The 19,620-nt window shown below is 43.3% G+C and carries 13 protein-coding genes and 1 pseudogene; 7 read left to right on the top strand and 7 right to left on the bottom strand.

The genetic code is table 11. The annotated features are described in order from the left end of the window. From JJ941_RS11035 to rpsL, 4 genes and pseudogenes are all read right to left on the bottom strand, one after another. A pseudogene (locus JJ941_RS11035) lies at window positions 1–74 on the bottom strand (elongation factor Tu); the annotation flags it as partial. A 34-nt stretch (window positions 75–108) separates the two neighbouring features. Then, window positions 109–2,250, bottom strand: a complete 2,142-nt coding sequence (fusA, locus tag JJ941_RS11030) for an elongation factor G (RefSeq protein WP_290965057.1) — start codon at window positions 2,248–2,250, stop codon at window positions 109–111. A gap of 25 nt (window positions 2,251–2,275) precedes the next feature. Beyond that, entirely contained in the window at window positions 2,276–2,743 is a 468-nt protein-coding gene (gene rpsG / locus JJ941_RS11025; RefSeq protein WP_255133415.1) for a 30S ribosomal protein S7, read from the bottom strand. Between the two features lie 26 nt (window positions 2,744–2,769). After that, the gene (gene rpsL, locus JJ941_RS11020; protein WP_020404630.1) at window positions 2,770–3,144 is read right to left on the bottom strand and encodes a 30S ribosomal protein S12; all 375 of its coding nucleotides are present in this window, start codon (window positions 3,142–3,144) and stop codon (window positions 2,770–2,772) included. A 191-nt stretch (window positions 3,145–3,335) separates the two neighbouring features. Here rpsL and recG point away from each other — a divergent pair, with 191 nt between their 5' ends. The 4 genes from recG to JJ941_RS11000 all read left to right on the top strand — a co-directional run bounded on the left by recG (window position 3,336) and on the right by JJ941_RS11000 (window position 10,664). After that, on the top strand, window positions 3,336–5,405 hold the full coding sequence (gene recG / locus JJ941_RS11015; protein WP_290965048.1) for an ATP-dependent DNA helicase RecG: 2,070 nt from the start codon (window positions 3,336–3,338) through the stop codon (window positions 5,403–5,405). Between the two features lie 102 nt (window positions 5,406–5,507). Continuing rightward, the gene (locus JJ941_RS11010) at window positions 5,508–7,391 is read left to right on the top strand and encodes a helix-turn-helix domain-containing protein (protein ID WP_290965045.1); all 1,884 of its coding nucleotides are present in this window, start codon (window positions 5,508–5,510) and stop codon (window positions 7,389–7,391) included. Window positions 7,392–7,562: 171 nt separating this feature from the next. Further along, window positions 7,563–8,099, top strand: coding sequence for a hypothetical protein (locus JJ941_RS11005; protein WP_290965042.1), 537 nt, complete (start codon window positions 7,563–7,565; stop codon window positions 8,097–8,099). Window positions 8,100–8,396: 297 nt separating this feature from the next. Further along, window positions 8,397–10,664: a YCF48-related protein gene (locus JJ941_RS11000; RefSeq protein ID WP_290965039.1), complete on the top strand. Its 2,268-nt coding sequence runs from the start codon at window positions 8,397–8,399 to the stop codon at window positions 10,662–10,664. 78 nt (window positions 10,665–10,742) lie between these two features. Here JJ941_RS11000 and typA read toward each other — a convergent pair whose 3' ends face one another. Then, window positions 10,743–12,569, bottom strand: coding sequence for a translational GTPase TypA (gene typA / locus JJ941_RS10995; protein ID WP_255133420.1), 1,827 nt, complete (start codon window positions 12,567–12,569; stop codon window positions 10,743–10,745). A gap of 170 nt (window positions 12,570–12,739) precedes the next feature. On the opposite strand from typA, the gene JJ941_RS10990 reads away from it, so the two are divergent. From JJ941_RS10990 to JJ941_RS10980, 3 genes are all read left to right on the top strand, one after another. Beyond that, the gene (locus tag JJ941_RS10990) at window positions 12,740–14,443 is read left to right on the top strand and encodes a T9SS type A sorting domain-containing protein (RefSeq protein ID WP_290965035.1); all 1,704 of its coding nucleotides are present in this window, start codon (window positions 12,740–12,742) and stop codon (window positions 14,441–14,443) included. 11 nt (window positions 14,444–14,454) lie between these two features. Further along, a complete protein-coding gene (locus JJ941_RS10985; protein WP_290965034.1) occupies window positions 14,455–15,411 on the top strand; it encodes a calcium/sodium antiporter in 957 nt (318 codons plus the stop codon). Window positions 15,412–15,515: 104 nt separating this feature from the next. Further along, window positions 15,516–17,882 (top strand): TonB-dependent receptor, encoded by a 2,367-nt coding sequence (locus tag JJ941_RS10980; RefSeq protein ID WP_290965033.1) that lies wholly within the window; start codon window positions 15,516–15,518, stop codon window positions 17,880–17,882. 56 nt (window positions 17,883–17,938) lie between these two features. Here JJ941_RS10980 and JJ941_RS10975 read toward each other — a convergent pair whose 3' ends face one another. Then, window positions 17,939–18,586 carry a carbonic anhydrase family protein gene (locus tag JJ941_RS10975; protein WP_290965032.1) on the bottom strand — a complete coding sequence of 216 codons (648 nt, stop codon included), beginning with the start codon at window positions 18,584–18,586 and terminating at the stop codon, window positions 17,939–17,941. A 182-nt stretch (window positions 18,587–18,768) separates the two neighbouring features. Beyond that, window positions 18,769–19,503 (bottom strand): carbonic anhydrase family protein, encoded by a 735-nt coding sequence (locus JJ941_RS10970; protein ID WP_290965030.1) that lies wholly within the window; start codon window positions 19,501–19,503, stop codon window positions 18,769–18,771. Window positions 19,504–19,620: the final 117 nt, after the last annotated feature.

Here is a 19,620-nt window from a genome sequence, read left to right as displayed (position 1 = left end):
TTACCATGATCTACGTGTCCAATTGTTCCCACGTTCACATGGGGCTTATTCCGTTCAAAGGTCTCTTTTGCCATGATACTATAGTTTAATCTTAGTGTTTAATTTCTTTTATGTTTGGCTCTCGATGATTTCCTGAGCAATAGCTTCAGGTACTTCAGTGTAATCGTAGAATTCCATCGAATATACCGCGCGGCCCTGAGTAGCAGACCTTAAGTCGGTAGAGTAACCGAACATTTCAGAAAGCGGTACATGAGCCTTAACGACTGAACCTTCATTGTTCGAGTCCATGCTCTGCATGATTCCACGACGACTATTCAAGTCACCGATTACATCTCCCATATATTCTTCAGGAGTAATGATTTCTACTTTCATTACCGGCTCAAGGATTTTAGGCTTGGCCTTACGGGCTGAATTTCTGAAACCGAGTTTTGCACATAACTCAAAGCTCAACTGGTCAGAATCAACATCGTGGTAAGAACCGTCATACAAACGAACTCCGATGTTCTCAACAGAGTAGTTAGCCTGGATACCTGCAGATAACGCCTGCTGGAATCCTTTCATTACAGATGGGATAAATTCACGCGGAATATTACCACCTACAATTTCATTAATAAAAATAAATCCTTCTTCGCGGGTAATTCTGTCTTCATTACCATCGTAATCTTCAAATTCGGCAATTGGCCCAATCTCGAAAGAGATATCAGCAAATTTACCACGACCACCTGTCTGCTTCTTGTAGATTTCGCGGTGATCCACTTTTTGTGAAATGGTTTCACGATAAGAAACCTGCGGGGCACCAACATTAGCTTCTACTTTGAATTCTCGTCTCAGACGATCTACAATAATCTCGAGGTGAAGCTCACCCATTCCGGCAATAGTGGTCTGACCTGTTTCATGGTCAGTTTTAACCTGGAAGGTAGGATCTTCTTCTGCCAGCTTCTGCAATCCAGTAGAAAGCTTTTCACTGTCGGCCTTGGTTTTCGGCTCTACAGCCAGCTTAATAACAGGCTCAGGGAATGTAATTTGCTCCAGAATTACCGGATGATCTTCGTCACACAGAGTATCTCCGGTGTGCACTTCTTTAATTCCGATAATAGCAGCAATATCTCCTGCCTGAATGTAGTCTAAATCTTTTTTGTCGTTAGCGTGCATCTCAAGCAATCGACCAACACGCTCACGATTTCCAGTTGAAGAGTTTAAAATGTACGAACCCTTTTCAAGCCGCCCGGAATATACACGAGCAAACGTAAGCCTACCTACATAAGGATCAGTCATAATCTTGAAAGCAAGAGCTGAGAATGGCGCATTTACATCCGGAGCCTTCTTCACTTCTTCTTCAGTTTCAGGATCTATACCCTTAACTGGAGGAATATCCAGAGGGTTAGGCATGAAATCCAGAACACGATCAAGCAATACCTGAACTCCTTTGTTCTTAAGGGCGGTACCTAACATTACCGGTGTTACATCCTTGGAAATAGTTGCTTCACGAAGAGCTTCAATAATTTCTTCAGCACTAATCTCTTCTTCCATCAGGTACTTTTCCATCAGGGTATCATTATGATCAGCAACCGCCTCAAGCATAATACCTCGATACTCAGCAGCCTTCTCTTTCAGATCTTCCGGAATCTCAACAACCTCATACTTAGCACCAAGAGACTCATCATCCCAAATGATGGCGTTCATATTAATAAGGTCAACAACGCCCTGAAAGTCAGCTTCAGCGCCAATTGGAATCTGAATTGGAATAGGGTTCGCATTCAGTTTTTCATCAAGCTCGTCAATAACATTGTAGAAGTCAGCTCCTACTTTGTCCATTTTATTAACGAAAGCCATACAAGGAACTTCGTACTTATTAGCCTGACGCCAAACTGTTTCTGACTGAGGCTGAACAGCTCCCACAGAGTCAAGCACGAAAACCGCTCCATCCAACACACGCAAAGAACGCTCCACCTCTACGGTAAAGTCAACGTGACCCGGAGTATCAATAATATTAATCCGGTGATCTTTCCAGATACAGTGAGTTGCAGCAGAAGTAATGGTAATACCTCGCTCCTGCTCCTGCTCCATCCAGTCCATAGTAGCAGCACCATCATGCACCTCACCAATTCGGTGACTACGACCGGTGTAAAATAAAATACGCTCGGTTACGGTTGTCTTACCGGCATCGATGTGAGCCATGATACCGATATTCCGCGTCCGGCGGATTTTATCTAAAATTTTTGGATCTGTTTTTTGCTTCGTCTCAGACATAATACTTATTAATCAATAATCTCTTTTAGAATCTAAAGTGAGCAAATGCTTTGTTAGCGTCTGCCATACGGTGCGTTTCATCTTTCTTGCGAACAGCTCCGCCTTCATTATTTGATGCATCAATCAATTCTCTTGAAAGACGAATTGACATCGACTTATCATTTCTGGAGCGTGCTGCTCTAATGAGCCATCTCATTCCAAGAGCCGTTCCTCTTTCCTGACGAACCTCTACAGGCACCTGGTAAGTAGCACCACCAACACGGCGTGACTTAACCTCAACCACCGGTGTTGAATTTTGCAGAGCGTTGCGGAATACATCGATTCCGGTTTCGCCTGTTTTCTCTTCAATAACTTCAAAAGCCTGATATACAATTTTGCGAGCAACATTTTTCTTACCGTCCCGCATCAGGTTGTTCACGAAGCGAGTTACCAGCTTATCCTCAAAGATTGGATCCGCTTGCACATCTCGTTTTTCTGCTGTTTTTCTACGCATGCTCGATTAATCTTAATTTCTTAATGTTACCCTTTCGGCTTCTTAGTGCCATACAAACTACGGCTCTGAGTTCTTCCCTCAACACCCGCAGTATCTAATGTTCCACGAATAATATGGTATCGAACACCAGGCAAATCTTTTACACGACCGCCACGGATCAATACAATACTGTGTTCCTGTAAGTTGTGACCTTCGCCCGGAATGTAAGCCGAAACTTCAATTCCGTTAGTCAAACGTACACGAGCTACCTTACGCAATGCCGAGTTCGGCTTTTTAGGCGTAGTTGTATAAACGCGAGTACAAACACCACGCTTCTGCGGACAATTCTGTAGCGCAGGAGCAGTTGTTTTACTTACTTTGCTTTTTCTACCTTTTCGTATGAGTTGTTGTATTGTAGGCACTGTTCAATTATTTGGTTATTGCCATCGAATCGAGAGCTTGCAAATATAGGCAACGTTACCACATGAATGCAAAAAATTTATCCGAATTATTTCCTCTTTTTTCTGAAATACACCTTGATGCCCCATTATTTAAAAATCGAACCCCAAATTTCGATCTTTAGCATATAGATCGATATATAACTTTATATCAGTTGAAGCTAACCGACTTATCTAACCTGAGTACTAAAAGACTGGATGCTTTAAGCGCTGAGGGCATCCGCTCTGTAAAGGACTTACTTAATTTTTTTCCCCGCCGATACCTGGATCGAAGCAATACCCAGAAGATAAAGCACCTGGCCGGTTCCGGAGAGGAAATTACCGTTGCCGGAAAGGTGACAGATATAAACATGGCCGGCTACGGCAAGAAGAAACGCCTCGAAGTTACCATTAATGATGGATCGGGAGATGTAAAAGGAGTTTGGTTCCGGGGAGTCGGATACTTCCGGAAGTATTTTAAGGAAGGGGATTTCGTGGCTTTTTATGGAGCCGCCAAACGCTACGGCCAATCGATCTCCATTGCTCACCCCGAAGTTGATAAAATCTCTTCCGATGATGACCTCGATTCTTTTTCCCGCATCTTTCCCATCTACCCGGGAAGCAAGGCATTAAGCAAAGCCCGCATTACCAGTAAACTGGTTCAAAGCTGGATGGAACAGATTTTGAACAAGGTAACTCCTGACGAATTTTTACCGGAATCACTTATCGCGGAAATGAAGTTCCCACAACGACCGGAGGCTTACCGGATGATCCACTTTCCGGAAACGCATAATGAATACAAGAATGCCTTGAACAGGTTTAAGTTTGAAGAGCTCTTCTTGTTCGAACTGAGCATGGAGAAGATCAACTATACCGTAAAGGAACGGGCAAACGGTCACCTTTTTAATGAAACCGGCACTTACACTTCCCGCTATTTTAATGAACTGCTTCCGTTTGAATTAACAGACGGTCAGAAAACTTCGCTGGCTGAAATTAAGAAGGATGTCCGCTCCGGCAAGCAAATGAACCGATTGATTCAGGGAGATGTGGGAGCCGGCAAAACCATTGTTGCCATTGGCGCCATGCTCATGGCTTTGGACAACGGCTTCCAGGCTGCCTTCCTCGCTCCAACCGAAATCCTTGCCGAACAGCATTACCGCACACTCCGCGAGCACCTTAAAGAATTAGATGTCAACGTGCGCTTGCTCATCGGTTCACAGAAAAAAGCGTTACGAACCGATATCCTCACTGACATTGAGGGCGGAAATTGCAACATCGTTGTAGGAACACATGCCATCATTCAGGAGACGGTTCGCTTTCATAACCTGGGGTTGGCCGTGATTGATGAGCAGCACCGGTTTGGGGTTAAGCAGCGATCGGATCTGCTTAATAAAGGGAGTCACCCACACATGCTGGTAATGAGTGCCACCCCTATCCCCCGTTCTCTTGCCATGACGGTGTATGCGGATTTGGATGTGTCGGTCATTAAAGATTTGCCGGCCGGAAGAAAGCCTATCAAAACCGCCATTCGATCTCATAAAAAAAGAGATGATGTGTACAGCTTTGTTCAACAGGAAGTAGCTGATGGCGGACAAGTATATGTAGTTTATCCGTTGGTGGAAGAATCGGAGGCACTGGACCTGAAAGATGCAACGGCAGGATTTGAAAAACTAAAAAAGCAGTTCCCTGATTTCAATGTCGGGTTGATTCACGGCCGGATGAAAACTGACGAAAAGGATGAAACCATGAAAGCCTTCATCCATAATGAAATTCAGATTCTGGTTTCTACGACCGTGATCGAAGTTGGGGTGGATGTCCCGAATGCCTCAATTATGATAATCGAACATGCCGAACGTTTTGGTCTTTCGCAGCTTCATCAGCTGCGCGGACGCATTGGCCGGGGGGAACGACAAAGCTATTGCATCCTGATGCCGGACGTGAAAGTGAGCAAAGCCGGAGCCTTTCGCCTGAAAACCATGGAAGAAACCAACGATGGCTTTCGCATTGCCGAAGCCGACCTCAAACTTCGCGGCCCCGGCGATTTCCTGGGCACCAAACAAAGCGGCCTCCCCGATTTCAAGTTTGCTGACATTGTAGAAGACCAGTTCCTGCTTGCCCAGGCTAAAGAACAGGCCAAGGAATTACTGGGAAGTGATCCCAACCTAAAAACTCCTGAGAACACAGATCTTGGTAAAGTGTTCGCCCCCTATTTCAAAGAGAAAGTTCAGTTTTATGGGATGGGGTAGCTTTCTGGTTACCCAAATAGCCTAGGAATATCTTATTAATCAGAATTGCCATTTAATGATACTTTGCTATACTTAGGTATGCTAAGTTAAATGGTCTGCCTGATGAATCAAGAGTTCCTAAATAAATTAGAATCAATTATAGAGTCCAATCTGGATAACGACCAGTTTAGTGTAGAGGATTTAGCGAAAGCAATAGGGCAAAGCAGATCTACCTTACATCGAAAGATTAGTGATCTGACTGGGCAATCTACCAGCCAGTTTATAAGAGAATACCGGCTGCAGAAAGCTCATGAACTACTATTGAAGCAAGAGGGAAATGTATCTGAAATTGCTTTTAAAGTTGGTTTTAATAGCTCCTCCTATTTCAGTAAGTGTTTTCATGATTATTATGGGTATCCACCGAATGAAATTCATTCCAAATCGCAGAAATTTGTTCAGGAGAACCTTGACGAAAACCTTTCAACAAGTATAAACCCTGAAGGTAAAAATAAATTCCGGAGCTCATCCAGGTTACTGATTTTATCCTTAGTAGGTTTTGCCGTTATTCTTTTGACCTTTTTTTCATTAAACCCTATAAAAACCTCTTCTAATCCGCCTTCCTTGGCGGTATTACCGTTGCATAATTTGACTGGTGAAACGGACCAAGATTACTTTGTTGATGGATTACATGATGCGATCACAGGTAAACTCGGTCAGGTAAGTGAACTTCGCGTGATATCGAGAACTTCGACACTCAGATATCGTGATACAGATACTAATATCACAGAAATTGCGCGCGAACTAGGGGTCAGAAATTTAATTGAAGGTTCTGTTTACAAAGCCGGAGATAGTGTTAGAATTCAAATTCAGCTTATTGATGTAGAGCCTGAAGAAAAACACATTTGGGCCAAAAGTTATGCCCGCAATACAGCCAATATCTTTGCTATGCTAAGTGAGGTAACGGTTGATATTGCAGAAGGTGTTCACGTTTCGCTAACACCGGAACAGGAACGGCAACTGGCTGTCCCTCGTGAGGTAAATCCTGAAGCTTATAAAGCTTACCTTCGTGGCAATTATTATCTCAATCAGTATACACCCGAGACTTACGAGAGAGGCATCAGCTACTTACTCGAAGCAACCAGAATCGATCCTGCGGACCCCCTTCCGTGGGCTAGGTTAGCATTAGGATATAATATTGCGGGACACGGCATAACCCCACCGGAAGATGCTTATAAACTTGCTCAGGCAGCCGCAGACCGGGCATTACAAATTGACAGTACGCTTGGTGAGGTTCATTTGGCTCAGGCATTAGTCGATCTTTATGAAACATGGGACTGGGATGCCACAGAAGAAGGATTTAGAAAGGTTTTTAAATACAACCCGAATATTGCAGAAGCATATGCCCATTATTCTTGGTTCCTTGATTTGATAGAGGCAGATTTTCAGCATGTTATTGATCATCAGAAAATAGCTGTTGATTTAGATCCTTTTACTCCTCTTTATTCCACGTATTTAAGTTTTATTTACTCCTCTTATGGTAAATATGATGAAGCCATAAAGGCCGCGGAAAAGTCTTTATCTATAAATCCAGATTATGCTTATGCATATCATGTATTAGGACTCGCATACTCAGGGAAAGAGATGCATAATAAAGCCATAGAAGCTCACAAAAAATCAGTCCAGTTGAACCCAAGATGGACCTATGCACTTGGGGCAGCATATGCCGTTGCTGGAAATGAAGACAAAGCATTGTCTATTGCAGATTCTCTTTCCATGAATCCAATCCCTATCGAGACATGGGGGCTTGCAGAGATTTATGCCACATTAGGCGATTATGAAAAAGCTTTCTCCTGGCTAGATGAATGCTATAGAATCCGTTTTAGCTGGTATCCATGGATCAATCGAAACCCGCGCTTTAACCCACTAAAGAAAGATCCGAGATTTAAAATTCATCTTGAAAGATTAGATTTACCTGAACCTGAAATGCTTACTCTTACACAGTACTGATTTCGTTTATTTGCAACATTTCTACATGTGTTTGCAACAATAGTTAAGCTCATCTAAAAAACTTTAAAGCCTTTTCAACATATGTGAAGGCTTTTCCTTTTGCCCACCTGCATATTGATTTAAGCGTAATTGCTAAGCTAAATCATTTGTAATAAAAGGAACAACATCATTATGAAATCATCAACTATACATACAACCGTAATATTGCTAAGCGGCCTGCTTCTAAGCTGCGCAACAAATTCTGATACAGGGCCAAAACCATTCACCGCTGAATTTTCCACTACCGGAGGAATACAAATGAATATGTCACCTGAAGAAGTCGCCGGATTCTGTGGTGAAGGTCCTTTCGGTTATAACATCCAGGAAGGTACCGGCACTGCTACTGAGTTAGGTACAATCTCATATTACGCAACCTTCTGTGTAGACCTGTCCACATTTGAATCCGGACAAATTGAGTATTTCAGCACCGAAAATACGGAAGCTTATATAATAGCTGAAAACAGCGATACTCTGTTCCTGCCAGCCCAGACCGGAATTATATCAGCCACCCAGGAAGAAGGTTATGATGCTGAATTTGTCGGAGAAATGGTTATCACCGAAGGAACCGGACGTTATCGTGATGTACAGCTCGAAGTCTCTGCAACCGGATTAGTGGTAATGCAACCCGAACGCACTGACCATAACTGGACAGGGACCATCAAATTCTAACTTGACGGGGACACAATAAAGCTGACCAATGGGGGCGCACTTTGATCGGGCACCCCCCTTTCTTAATCGGTCATAATAGGAACTACCTCAAAAAGTCTTTACCCCTTATTTTAAAGAGAAGGTGAAGTTCTATGGGATGGGGTGAGCTACCCGACTGTAATTCCCCTCTTTAATTGTGCCATTCTAAGGCTTAGATAAATCTCTTACTTAAATTGAACTCATTTTGAGCCTTATTTCTATTCTTCTCCGTATGTAAGACTGCCTATTAGTATTAACAAAACTACAACAGTCGACACCATGCATTTTTCGGGATTAAAATTATCAGTTCTCATTTCATTCATTTTTTCATTTCTAATTGTTCATGTAGCCTCGGCACAGCATTGGCAGTCTGCAAATGGAAATATTACTTCGGCAGACTTAAATGAAGTACAGTTCGTAACTGATCTGATAGCCTATGCCATTGGAAATAACGGGACCATCTTAAAGTCAACCGACGGTGGCAGCACCTGGACGGATATCTCTTATGGAGACAGCCGCAATTACCAGGGGCTTTTCTTCTTTGATGCCGAATCAGGTTTTGTAGGCGGACCATTCACTACCGCAGGCGGAGGAAGTTCTGAAATGCTTGCCAAAACAGACGACGGTGGACAAACATGGGATATTCGCTCCTCCTTCAACTTCAACAACTTTAACGATATTGAATTTCTGGATGCCCAAAACGGATGGGTTGCTTCTGCTAATGGAGAAATCCTTTTCACTTCTGATGGCGGAGAAAACTGGAGCTCGGTAACGGCCGGAACTGAAGACCTTTTAGACTTCCACATTGTGAATGATACCACCTTTTGGGTGGCCGGCGAGTCAGGCTCACTCTATAAATCAACCGATGCCGGTTCTACTTGGGAATCTGCCATTCAAATCGATACCGTTTCCTACAGTGGTTTTCAGAACCTGAGAAGCTCGGACGACCTCTACAACATTGCGTTCACTGATGACCAAACCGGCTATGTGATCGGGGAAACATATAACAGCGGATTTGTGGGCTTCATCCTGAAGACGACTGACGGAGGCACTTCCTGGTCTGTAATCGACTATGATTTTGAACACCTCTTTTACGATATCGAACTGGGTAGTAATGGTGAAATCATCCTTGCCGGGGGAGTAAATAACTTTACCGAAACATCACAAAATGCCATCCTTCACTCTTCCGATGACGGCACAACCTGGGGGGTATTATCAGATGGCGCCGGCCCGGTTACCTGGTTTGATATTGATGAGTTTGAGGGAAACTGGCTGGCTGTCGGAGCCTCCGGTGCCACTACAACATTCACTCTTTCCGATGACACATTAAATACTGATTTAATTACCGGGTATAATATTTCTGATGTCTCTTTTGTAAATGAAACTCACGGAGCCTTTGTAACCGAAGAGCGAGTTAATGGAAAAATATTCACCACAACCGACGGCGGTGCTACCTGGGAGAATAACTTAACCCTGGAAGGCAGAAAAGATTTCGCGGCTGTGGCTTATGTGGACAATAACAACATTTGGGCCATTGGAGAGGATCATTTTACCGGCGGTTCTGTATGGTTGATATATCACTCTTCCGATCAGGGGGCAACCTGGAATAAGATAGAGATCGGAATTGCTGAACATGAACAGACCAATAGCCTGGTAGATATCCAGTTTATTGATGATCAAGTCGGTTTTATCAAAGCGGAAGACAAGCTCCTTAAAACTACCGATGGCGGTAGTACCTGGAACACCATATCTGAACCTGATAATATTTCTTACTCCGACTTTGAAATGATTGCTTTTCAAAGTGAAGACAACGGATGGATGGCCGGACAGGAAACGATCGCTTACACTTCGGATGGAGGGGCAACCTGGAGCATAAGGTATGAAGAAGATGGCTTCGCGCCGGAGATCACAAACATATATTTCCTCGACAGCTCTACCGGTTATGTAACCATGGAGCGCGGAGACATGATGAAAACCACAGATGGCGGCGAAAACTGGACGGAACTTACTCCCCTTACCACTTTCGACTTGAATGGTCTGCATTTTTTCTCGGAAGACAGTGGGCTTGTGGTTGGTGAACGCGGCCGGATCCTTAAAACGGTAGATGGCGGAGCGAACTTTGAAACGGACTACAGCCTCACACAAAAAGACTTACATGCTATAGAATTTGCAGGCACTGGTTCCGGTTGGATTGTAGGTGAAAAGGGAACCATCTACTCAACATCAAACAGAGGCGGCATTGCAACTTCAACCGAAGAACCTCTGACCGGCACAATTCCTGTCGATGTTCAGCTCCATCAAAATTATCCAAATCCGTTCAACCCAAGTACCAATATCCGCTATCAGGTTCCATCAAACAGCACGGTCAGCCTGAAGGTGTACGATATGCTGGGGAGAGAAGTAGCCACTTTACTGAACAGGAAAGCACAGCCAGCCGGAGAGTACGAGGTTACATTTAATGCCGGGAACTTATCTTCGGGGATGTATTTATACCGGCTGCAAGTAAACCAAGCCGTAATCACCAAGAAGCTGACACTGATTAAGTAGCGATCAATTTTTATATGCTGAATGTTAAATGGTATCAAGTCCCACTTAACATTCAGCATTCAACATTTAAAATATAGACTAAGCTTTAGCGCTTGCCTTCTGCTTTTCCGCACGCTTGCGATCGTTGTGATCGAGATATGTCTTTCGGATTCGAAGTGCTTTGGGGGTTACCTCGAGTAGTTCATCGTTGTCGATAAACTCAATACATTGCTCCAGGCTAAGCTTTTTGGCCTGATTCAATTTCACAGAATCAGCCGTTTGAGTGGCACGGTGGTTAGTCAGGTTTTTCTTCTTAACCACATTTACTACCATGTCGTCGCTGCGCTTATTCACGCCAACAACCTGCCCCATATAAACGGGATCTCCGGGCTCTACAAAAAACTCACCACGGTCCTGAACACCTTCCAGAGCATAACCGGTTACATCTCCTTGCTCAAGAGCAATGAGTGCGCCACGATTTCGTCCAGGGATTTCACCGGCGTAAGGCTCATAGCCATCAAATTGCTGGTGCATGATTCCTGTTCCACGAGTTTCGGTCAGCATCTCTCCACGGAAGCCAATTAATCCACGGGAAGGTACACGGAATTGAATCCGGTTGTTTTCCCCTTCCTGGCTCATGGAAGTCATGATCCCTTTTCGTTTCTGGAGGTTATCAATCACGCGATTGCTGTAGTCGGTCTGCACATCTACAACCACTTCCTCAACCGGTTCGTGAGTTACCCCATCCACCTCTTTGAAAAGCACTTCCGGTCGGGATACAGAAAATTCGAATCCTTCACGGCGCATGGTTTCAATCAGGATAGCCATTTGTAACTCACCCCGGCCGGAAACTTTATAAATATCAGGACTGTCTGTCGGCTCAACCCGCATCGCCACATTAGTTCGTGTTTCACGGTACAGGCGGTCTTTCAACTGGTTGGAGGTTACATAATCGCCTTCTTTTCCGGCAAACGGAGAGTTGTTTACCCGGAAATACATCGCGATAGTGGGCTGGTCTAAATCCACATATTCGAGTGGAGTCATATCAGCGGTATCCGTCAGCGTATCCCCGATGTTTACCTGTTCATATCCAGCTAATGCAATAATATCTCCGGCCACCGCTTTTTCTACCGGCTCGCGCTGAAGACCATTGAAAGTAAACAGCTTGGTTGCGCGAGCTTTTTCTTTCACCTCGCCTTTGCCATTCATCAGGGCAACTTCCTGGTTTATTTTAATCGTGCCTTGCTCAACACGGCCAACCGCAATTCGCCCCACATAGTCGTTCCAGTCAATGCTGCTTACCAGCATCTTGAATTTAGAATCGGTGTCCTGCTCCGGTGCCGGTACATGCTCCACAATTTTGTTCATGAGCGGGGAAAGGTCTGTGCCTTCCTCCTCCAGCTCTTCCTTGGCGATACCGTCTTTGGCAATGGCATAAAGAACCGGGAAATCAAGCTGCTCGTTGGTGGCATCCAGCATTACAAACAGATCAAAAATCTCATCCAGCACGGCATTGGGACGTGCATCCTTTCGGTCAATTTTATTAATAACCACAATCGGCTGATAGCCTAAACTCAGTGATTTTCTAAGAACAAATTTAGTTTGGGGAAGCGGGCCTTCGGCAGCATCCACCAGAAGAATTACACCATTTACCATTTTCAGAATTCGCTCCACTTCTCCGCCAAAGTCGGCGTGACCAGGGGTATCAACAATGTTAATTTTGGTGCCTTTCCAGTTTACCGCGGTGTTTTTGGAACTGATGGTAATACCGCGCTCTTTCTCCAGGTCGCCGGAGTCCATCACCCGGTCCTCTACCTGCTGGTTCTCTCTGAATGTTCCGCTCTGTTTTAAAATCTGATCAACGAGGGTGGTTTTCCCGTGATCTACGTGAGCGATGATGGCGATATTTCTTAAATCTTGTGACATTTTTGTATTATTTTAAATGAAATTCTCTTCTTGATTAACCCTGTGTCTTCAGCAGTCTATTACCAGAAAAGTTGCAAGCCTTAAAGATACGGGTATTTTGGTCAAATCCTTATTATTAAATTGAGAATTGTTTTAGCTTTTCAGATTGATATGACAAATGTTTAGATAAGATGAATAATATTTACCAACAGTTTAAGTCAACATTTATAAAGCTTTCATTAATTGTATTGCTAAACACTCTCTCCTTCCCAAGTTTAGCCTTAGCACAATCAGTTTTTTCTTTAGATACATTAAAAGCTGGACAAGGTTTTATCCTGCATAGTGATTCTGCAAGAGGTTACGCAGGAAACAGTGTAACTGTGGGTGACATTAATGGAGATAACATTGATGACCTCATTGTTGTTGCATACGTTTTGGAAGTCGAAAAACGCGCCACTTATGTTGTGTTTGGAAGCGAATCAGGCTTCAATCTGAATGTGCAGTATTCTGAACTAGATGGAACCAATGGGTTCAAAATAAATGCTGCAGGTAGAGGTATAACTACTGGAGATATTAATGGAGATGGTATTGATGATATAATTGGCATATCTCCTTCATTCGTTCTATTTGGGAAAAGAGATAGCTTTGAAGCTGAGTTTAATTTGGAAGAATTAAATGGTGAAAATGGATTTACTCTAACCGATTTTTATACCAATATTTCTAGACCTACATCAGTTTCCTCAGGAGATGTAAATGGTGATGGAGTTAAAGATATTATCATTGGTTCACCTAACCCGTCAGATGAATTCACCGGTACATATGGCCAAGTGTTTATCATTTTTGGTAAAGATTCTGCTTTTGATTCTGAATTTAGCCGAAATAGCCTGGACGGTGAAAATGGATTCACAATAAAAGCACCTGAATATTATCTATGGGAGCATTTTGGGCAATTCGTTACCAACGGTGACATTAATGATGATCAAATTGATGATATCGTTATAGGTACAGATAAAACTTTTATACTATTTGGCCGTCAGTCAGGTTTTGAATCTGAGTTTCAGCTGCCTGCTTTAGATGGTGAAAATGGTTTTGTTTTCGGCTCTTCTAAAGCATACTCTTTATACATGGAGGATATAAACGGCGATTCCGTAGATGATTTAATTATCGGGGAACCTTGGATATCCGTAAACAATGTCTTCCTTTCAGGCAGAGTTTCCGTTATTTACGGCTCTGAAGGTGGTTTCCAAGAACTTATTACAATTGATGATATAGATGGTGAAAATGGGTTTTACATAAACGGATCAGACAGTAATGAGTTGCTAGGTATTGTATCTGCCGGAGATATCAATGATGATGGTAAAAAAGACCTTATTGTTTCAGCCGGTAGTACTTACATACTTTTCAATAATGACAAGCCAAAAGCAGAAAATATGTTATCTGATTTTGACCAAAATGAATTATTAGAGATTGTTGGATTTAGCCCAGGCTTTTCGATTGCTAGTGGAGATATTAACAATGATGGCGCTGATGACGTTATCATCGATACATTTGAAAATAAGGGTAACACATATGTTGTTTATGGTTCAGAACAATTAATTGATTCATCGATTAGAAATGCAAACCTACCCTCTGATTTTATTCTGAATAACAATTTTCCAAACCCTTTCAACCCTACTACAAAAATAACCTTTGAGTTACCAAGATCTGCAGAAACTCAGTTAACAGTTTATGATTCTGTTGGTAGAAAAGTCACCACCTTGGTTGATAAAAATCTCAATGCTGGAGCTCATTCTTATAACTTCAACGCTGAGTTTTTAACAAGTGGATTATATGTTTACAGTCTAAAAATCGACGGTGAAGTTGTTAGTACCAAGAAAATGACTTTGATTAAATAATAGATAGAAACATGTTTATTCCCTTTCTATGGCTCACCTTTGGTCTAATACTACTCATCAAAGGAGCCGACTGGCTTGTTGAAGGAGCCACCGTTCTGGCTAAAAAATTCAACGTCTCTGATCTGGCGATTGGTTTAACCATTGTGGCATTTGGTACTTCCGCTCCCGAGCTGGTGGTTAATGTGATGGGCAGCATCGAGGGGCATCACGAAATTGTATTCGCCAATGTAATCGGCAGCAACAACTTTAACCTACTGGTGATCCTGGGTATTTCCGGCCTGATCACCCCACTTGTTGTTCAATCAAGCACCGTATGGAAAGAAATACCGTTCTCCCTTTTTGCTGCGGTGTTACTGTTTTTTCTGGCAAACGACTTATGGCTTCCGGGTTCTTACACGGTATCCCGTTTTGATGGATTCATCTTCCTGGCTTTTTTTGTTGGCTTCTTGTTCTACGTGTATAAACAGCTCTCTTCTGATCCTTCTGAAATACAGACTGAAAACAAATCATATACTCAGTTAAAAATCTGGGGATTTATTATTGTCGGGTTAGCAGGATTAGTTCTAGGCGGACGATTAGTAGTGAATAACGCCATCCAAATTGCGACTGTTCTGGGAGTTAGCGAAAAGATTATCGGTCTAACCATTATCGCCGCCGGCACCTCCCTCCCAGAGCTTGCAACTTCTATTGTAGCGGCTATGCGCAAGAATGTTGACATAGCCGTAGGCAATATTATCGGCTCCAATATCTTCAACATTTTTTTAATTCTCGGGATAAGTGCTGTTGTTAAACCGATTGAATACAATCCGTCCTTTAATTCAGAACTATACCTACTTGCGGGCGGAACATTAATCTTATTTATCGGGATGTTTACCGGGGAAAAGAAAAAACTGGACAGGTGGGAGGCCGGCGTATTACTCATCCTGTTTATCGCCTACACAATGTACCTCATTACCTCTCAGCTATAGATCACTTTAGCCCAACACCCTAAGCGAATCTGGAACGGTTTTCAAAAACCGAATTGTTCTGAAGCCACAAATCAACAGTAACAATTATCCGACTATTCATCCCGATGCGAATTTATTCATTGTTCATCGCCTTAATTATGCTTTCATCCGGCGTGCTGTATGCTCAAACTTCGGGCACCATAACCGGTACCGTTAAAGACGTCAAAACCGGCGAACCTCTGATTGGAGCTACCATCATTCTGGAGGGCACCAATCTCGGAGCAGCTACAAATGCTGAGGGGCGCTACACCATTAATAACATACCTACCAAAACGTATAACGTGAAAGCTTCTTTTGTAGGCTTTATTACGGAAACCAAATTCAATGTTGTGGTCCGCTCGGCCGGAAACATTGAACTGAATTTTGAACTGAAAGAGAATGTCAGCGAATTAGATGAAGTAACGGTAACCCCCAATCCTTTCGAGAAGCTGGAAACCACTCCGCTTTCTATTCAAAATTTGAGTCAGGAGGAAATCGCTGCTTATCCCGGTGGTAATAATGACATCGCGAAGGTTGTTCAATCCCTGCCCGGCGTTTCAGGTTCGGTAGGTGGCTTTCGGAATGATGTGATCATCCCCGGAGGTGCGCCGAATGAGAATGTGTATTTTCTGGACGGAGTGCCTATTCCAAACATCAATCACTTTTCAACACAGGGTAGCGCCGGGGGACCGGTGGGATTGTTGAATGTTTCTTTCTTTGAAGGAGTCACATTAACCGCCAGCTCTTTTGGCGCTGAATATGATAACGTGCTTTCCGGAATCCTACAGTTTAACCAGCGTAACGGAAACCCCAGAGAGTTCACCGGCAATTTGAGAATCAGTTCCAGTGAAGCTGCCCTTACTGCAGAAGGTCCGTTATTCAAAGGCGATCAGGACATAGCAAATACAACTTTCATCGCTTCTGTTCGCCGCTCGTACCTGCAGCTACTTTTTGATGTCATAGGTCTTCCCTTTCTGCCCGATTACTGGGATTTTCAGTACAAGCTGAACCATCAAATTAACCGCGATAATACCATCTACTTAACCGGCGTGGGGGCTATTGACGACCTGGCTATTAATGATCTCGAAGATTTTGATCCTGAGCAGGAAGCCATTCAAAACCAAATTCCGGTTATTCGCCAAAATAGTAACACCGCAGGTATAGGCTGGAAACGGCAATTCAGCGACAATTCCGGATTTATGGAAACCGTGTTAAGCAACAACACGCTGGGTAACCGTTTTTACCGCTACAACGATAACGTGAATGAAACCGGGCTGTATCTCAAAAATGAATCCCGGGAAACCGAAACCCAGCTTCGATATCGAGTGACCAAATTCTTAGGTAACTGGACCGCTTCGGGGGGCTTCCTGCTTATCAATTCAGATTACTCCAACAACACCGAGGATCTAGTCAATAACCGGCAATTTGAAACCGACCTGAACTTCTTTCGCTATGGGTTACACGGGCAGGTAACATCAAATATGCTGAATAACCGGGTTAAATTTTCTCTTGGGTTGCGCGCCGATGGCAACACGTTTACCGACACCGGCAATGAACTTTACCGCACCTTAAGCCCCCGCGCCTCTGCTTCCTATACATTTTCTGAAAACCGTGACTGGACCGTGAACGCCTCGGTTGGCCGCTACTACAAAATCCTGCCTTACACCACCCTCGGATTTCAAGGCAATGACGGATCTTTCGCCAACAAATCAGCTGATTACATCCAAAGTGATCATGCTGTATTAGGGTTAGAATACCTCATCAATCAATCTTCCCGAATCTCTCTGGAAGGCTTTTTTAAAAAGTATGATGACTATCCCATCTCAACTACCGACAGCGTTTCGCTGGCTAACAAAGGCGGGGGATTTGAAGTTTTCGGCAGCGAGCCGGTTATCAGTGAGGGGAAAGGCAGAACCTATGGGGTGGAATTACTATTTCAGCAAAAGTTCACCGGAAATTTTTACGCCGTAACGGCATTCACCTTTTATAAAAGTGAATTCACCAACTTACTGGGCAATGATTATGATCCGGCCGTCTGGGATAATGGAGTTTTAATTTCACTGTTGGGTGGCTATAAATTCGGAAACAACTGGGAGGTCAGCGGCCGCTATCGGTTCCTGGGAAAAGCCCCGTATGCCCCGGTTGATCAACAAGCTACGCTGGATAACTACCCTGCTGTAATTAAAGACTTCAATAAATTGGGGACTGTTCGGTTAGACCCTTTCAGTCAGCTGGATGTGCGTATTGATAAGAAGTGGAGTTTCCAACAATTCAGCCTCGATCTGTTTGTAGAAATTCAGAATGTACTGGCTTCGGCAAACCCCTCTGAACCGAGATATGGCCTTGACAGAAACGAACAGGGAGAAGTGATAATGCCGCGGCAGTTGGTAAGGGTGGATACTTCATCTGAAGGAGCGGTGCTGCCTTCAATTGGAATAGTGCTCAATTTTTAAAAAGAAAAGGGAGTCGTTAAACTCCCTTTTTTACTTTTTAGCTTTAGTTAGAGCTTTCAGTCAAGAAAAGTAACCTTACCTGTTTCCAGATCATAGAAAGCGCCGGCGATTTTTACATCACCGTTCTTTTCCAGTTCAGCAATGGCAGGACTTTCTTTTCTCATCTGCTGAATGGTATGAATCACATTGTTCTTTACAACTTCTGTTACATAGTCATCATTATCTGTTGACTGTTCTCCATCGTAATCAGCAGTCATTTCAACAGCCGGCTTAATCTTGCTCAGCATGGCCGTAATGTTCCCCATTTGTACATCATCGATAGCTGCTTTTACCGCTCCACAGCTCTTGTGGCCCATCACTACGATTACTTTTGAACCGGCAACGGCTGTTCCGTATTCGGTACTACCAAGAATATCCTCATTCACAAAATTACCGGCTACACGGGCCACAAAAATATCGCCCACGCCTTTATCAAACACCTGCTCTACCGGTACACGGCTGTCGATGCAGGAAATGACTACGGCTTCGGGATATTGCCCACTGGTAGTGGCTTTCACTTGTGCCTGGTAATCCCGCGGTGTCAGGTTATTATTGACGAACCGCTTGTTCCCTTCTTTGAGGTTTTGGAGAATTTGTTCGGGCGACAAGCTTGCTTGTTTTTCGCTTGTTAAGACTTCTTTACTTAAAGATGTTTCTTCGCTCATTGTTACGTTTTGTTTATTGATCAATGCTTTTAAAAAATAGGGCAGTTGTTACTGCTTTCACAGTTTAAATCGGTATTAATTTTTATACATACCTAATACTGCCACATGGCCTTGTACTTCTGTAATGGTCAAAAAAAAGGGAGTTAAGAAAACTCCCTTTGTAAATAATTAAGCACTTTAGCTTACTCAAGAAAAGTTACTTTGCCTGTCTCTAAGTCATAGAACGCTCCGGCAATTACTACATCACCGTTTCTTTCCAGCTCGGCAATAATAGGGCTGTTTTCCCGCATTTCGGCAATCGTATTAACTACGTTGTTATTAACCACTTCAGTTACATAGTCATCGTTACTTGTTGAACGCTCGCCCGAATAGTTGGCAGTCATTTCAACAGCCGGTTCAATTTTGTCTAACATAGCGGTAATGTTGCCCATTTCAACTCCGTCGATTGCTGCTTTCACAGCACCGCAGCTTTTATGCCCCATTACTACAACAACTTTTGACCCGGCCACAGCGGTAGCAAACTCAGCACTTCCCAGAATGTCTTCATTAACGAAATTTCCGGCTACGCGGGCTACAAAAACATCGCCAACGCCTTTATCAAAAACTTGCTCTACAGGCACGCGGCTGTCAACACAAGACAATATAATTGCCTCAGGATATTGACCAACTGCGGTTGCTTTCACTTGTTTCTGATAATCGGTTGGCGTGAGGTTGTTGTTAACAAAACTCTCATTACCGGCTTTCAGGCCGTTGAGAATTTGCTGTGGGGTTAATTCGCTCTGAGCCTCACTCGTCAAAACTTCTGATTTAAGTTCATTATTCGATGATTGTTCAGCATTCTGGCTTACACAAGCTGTCGAAAACAAAAGTGTTACTACTAATACCGGTAAAATGTTGGTTAAAAATAATTTTCTCATGGTCTTAAATTTTATTTGATAGCAGATATAATGATTCCATCAAGAGATCATAAACCCTAATCTCCCAGCAACACTTCTATATTCTTCGAGAAGTCTGCTGCAGTTCGTCTTATTCCT

Source organism: Gracilimonas sp. (assembly GCF_017641085.1).
In the GTDB taxonomy this organism is placed as follows: domain Bacteria; phylum Bacteroidota; class Rhodothermia; order Balneolales; family Balneolaceae; genus Gracilimonas.
This window is presented reverse-complemented; position numbering and strand designations above follow the sequence as displayed.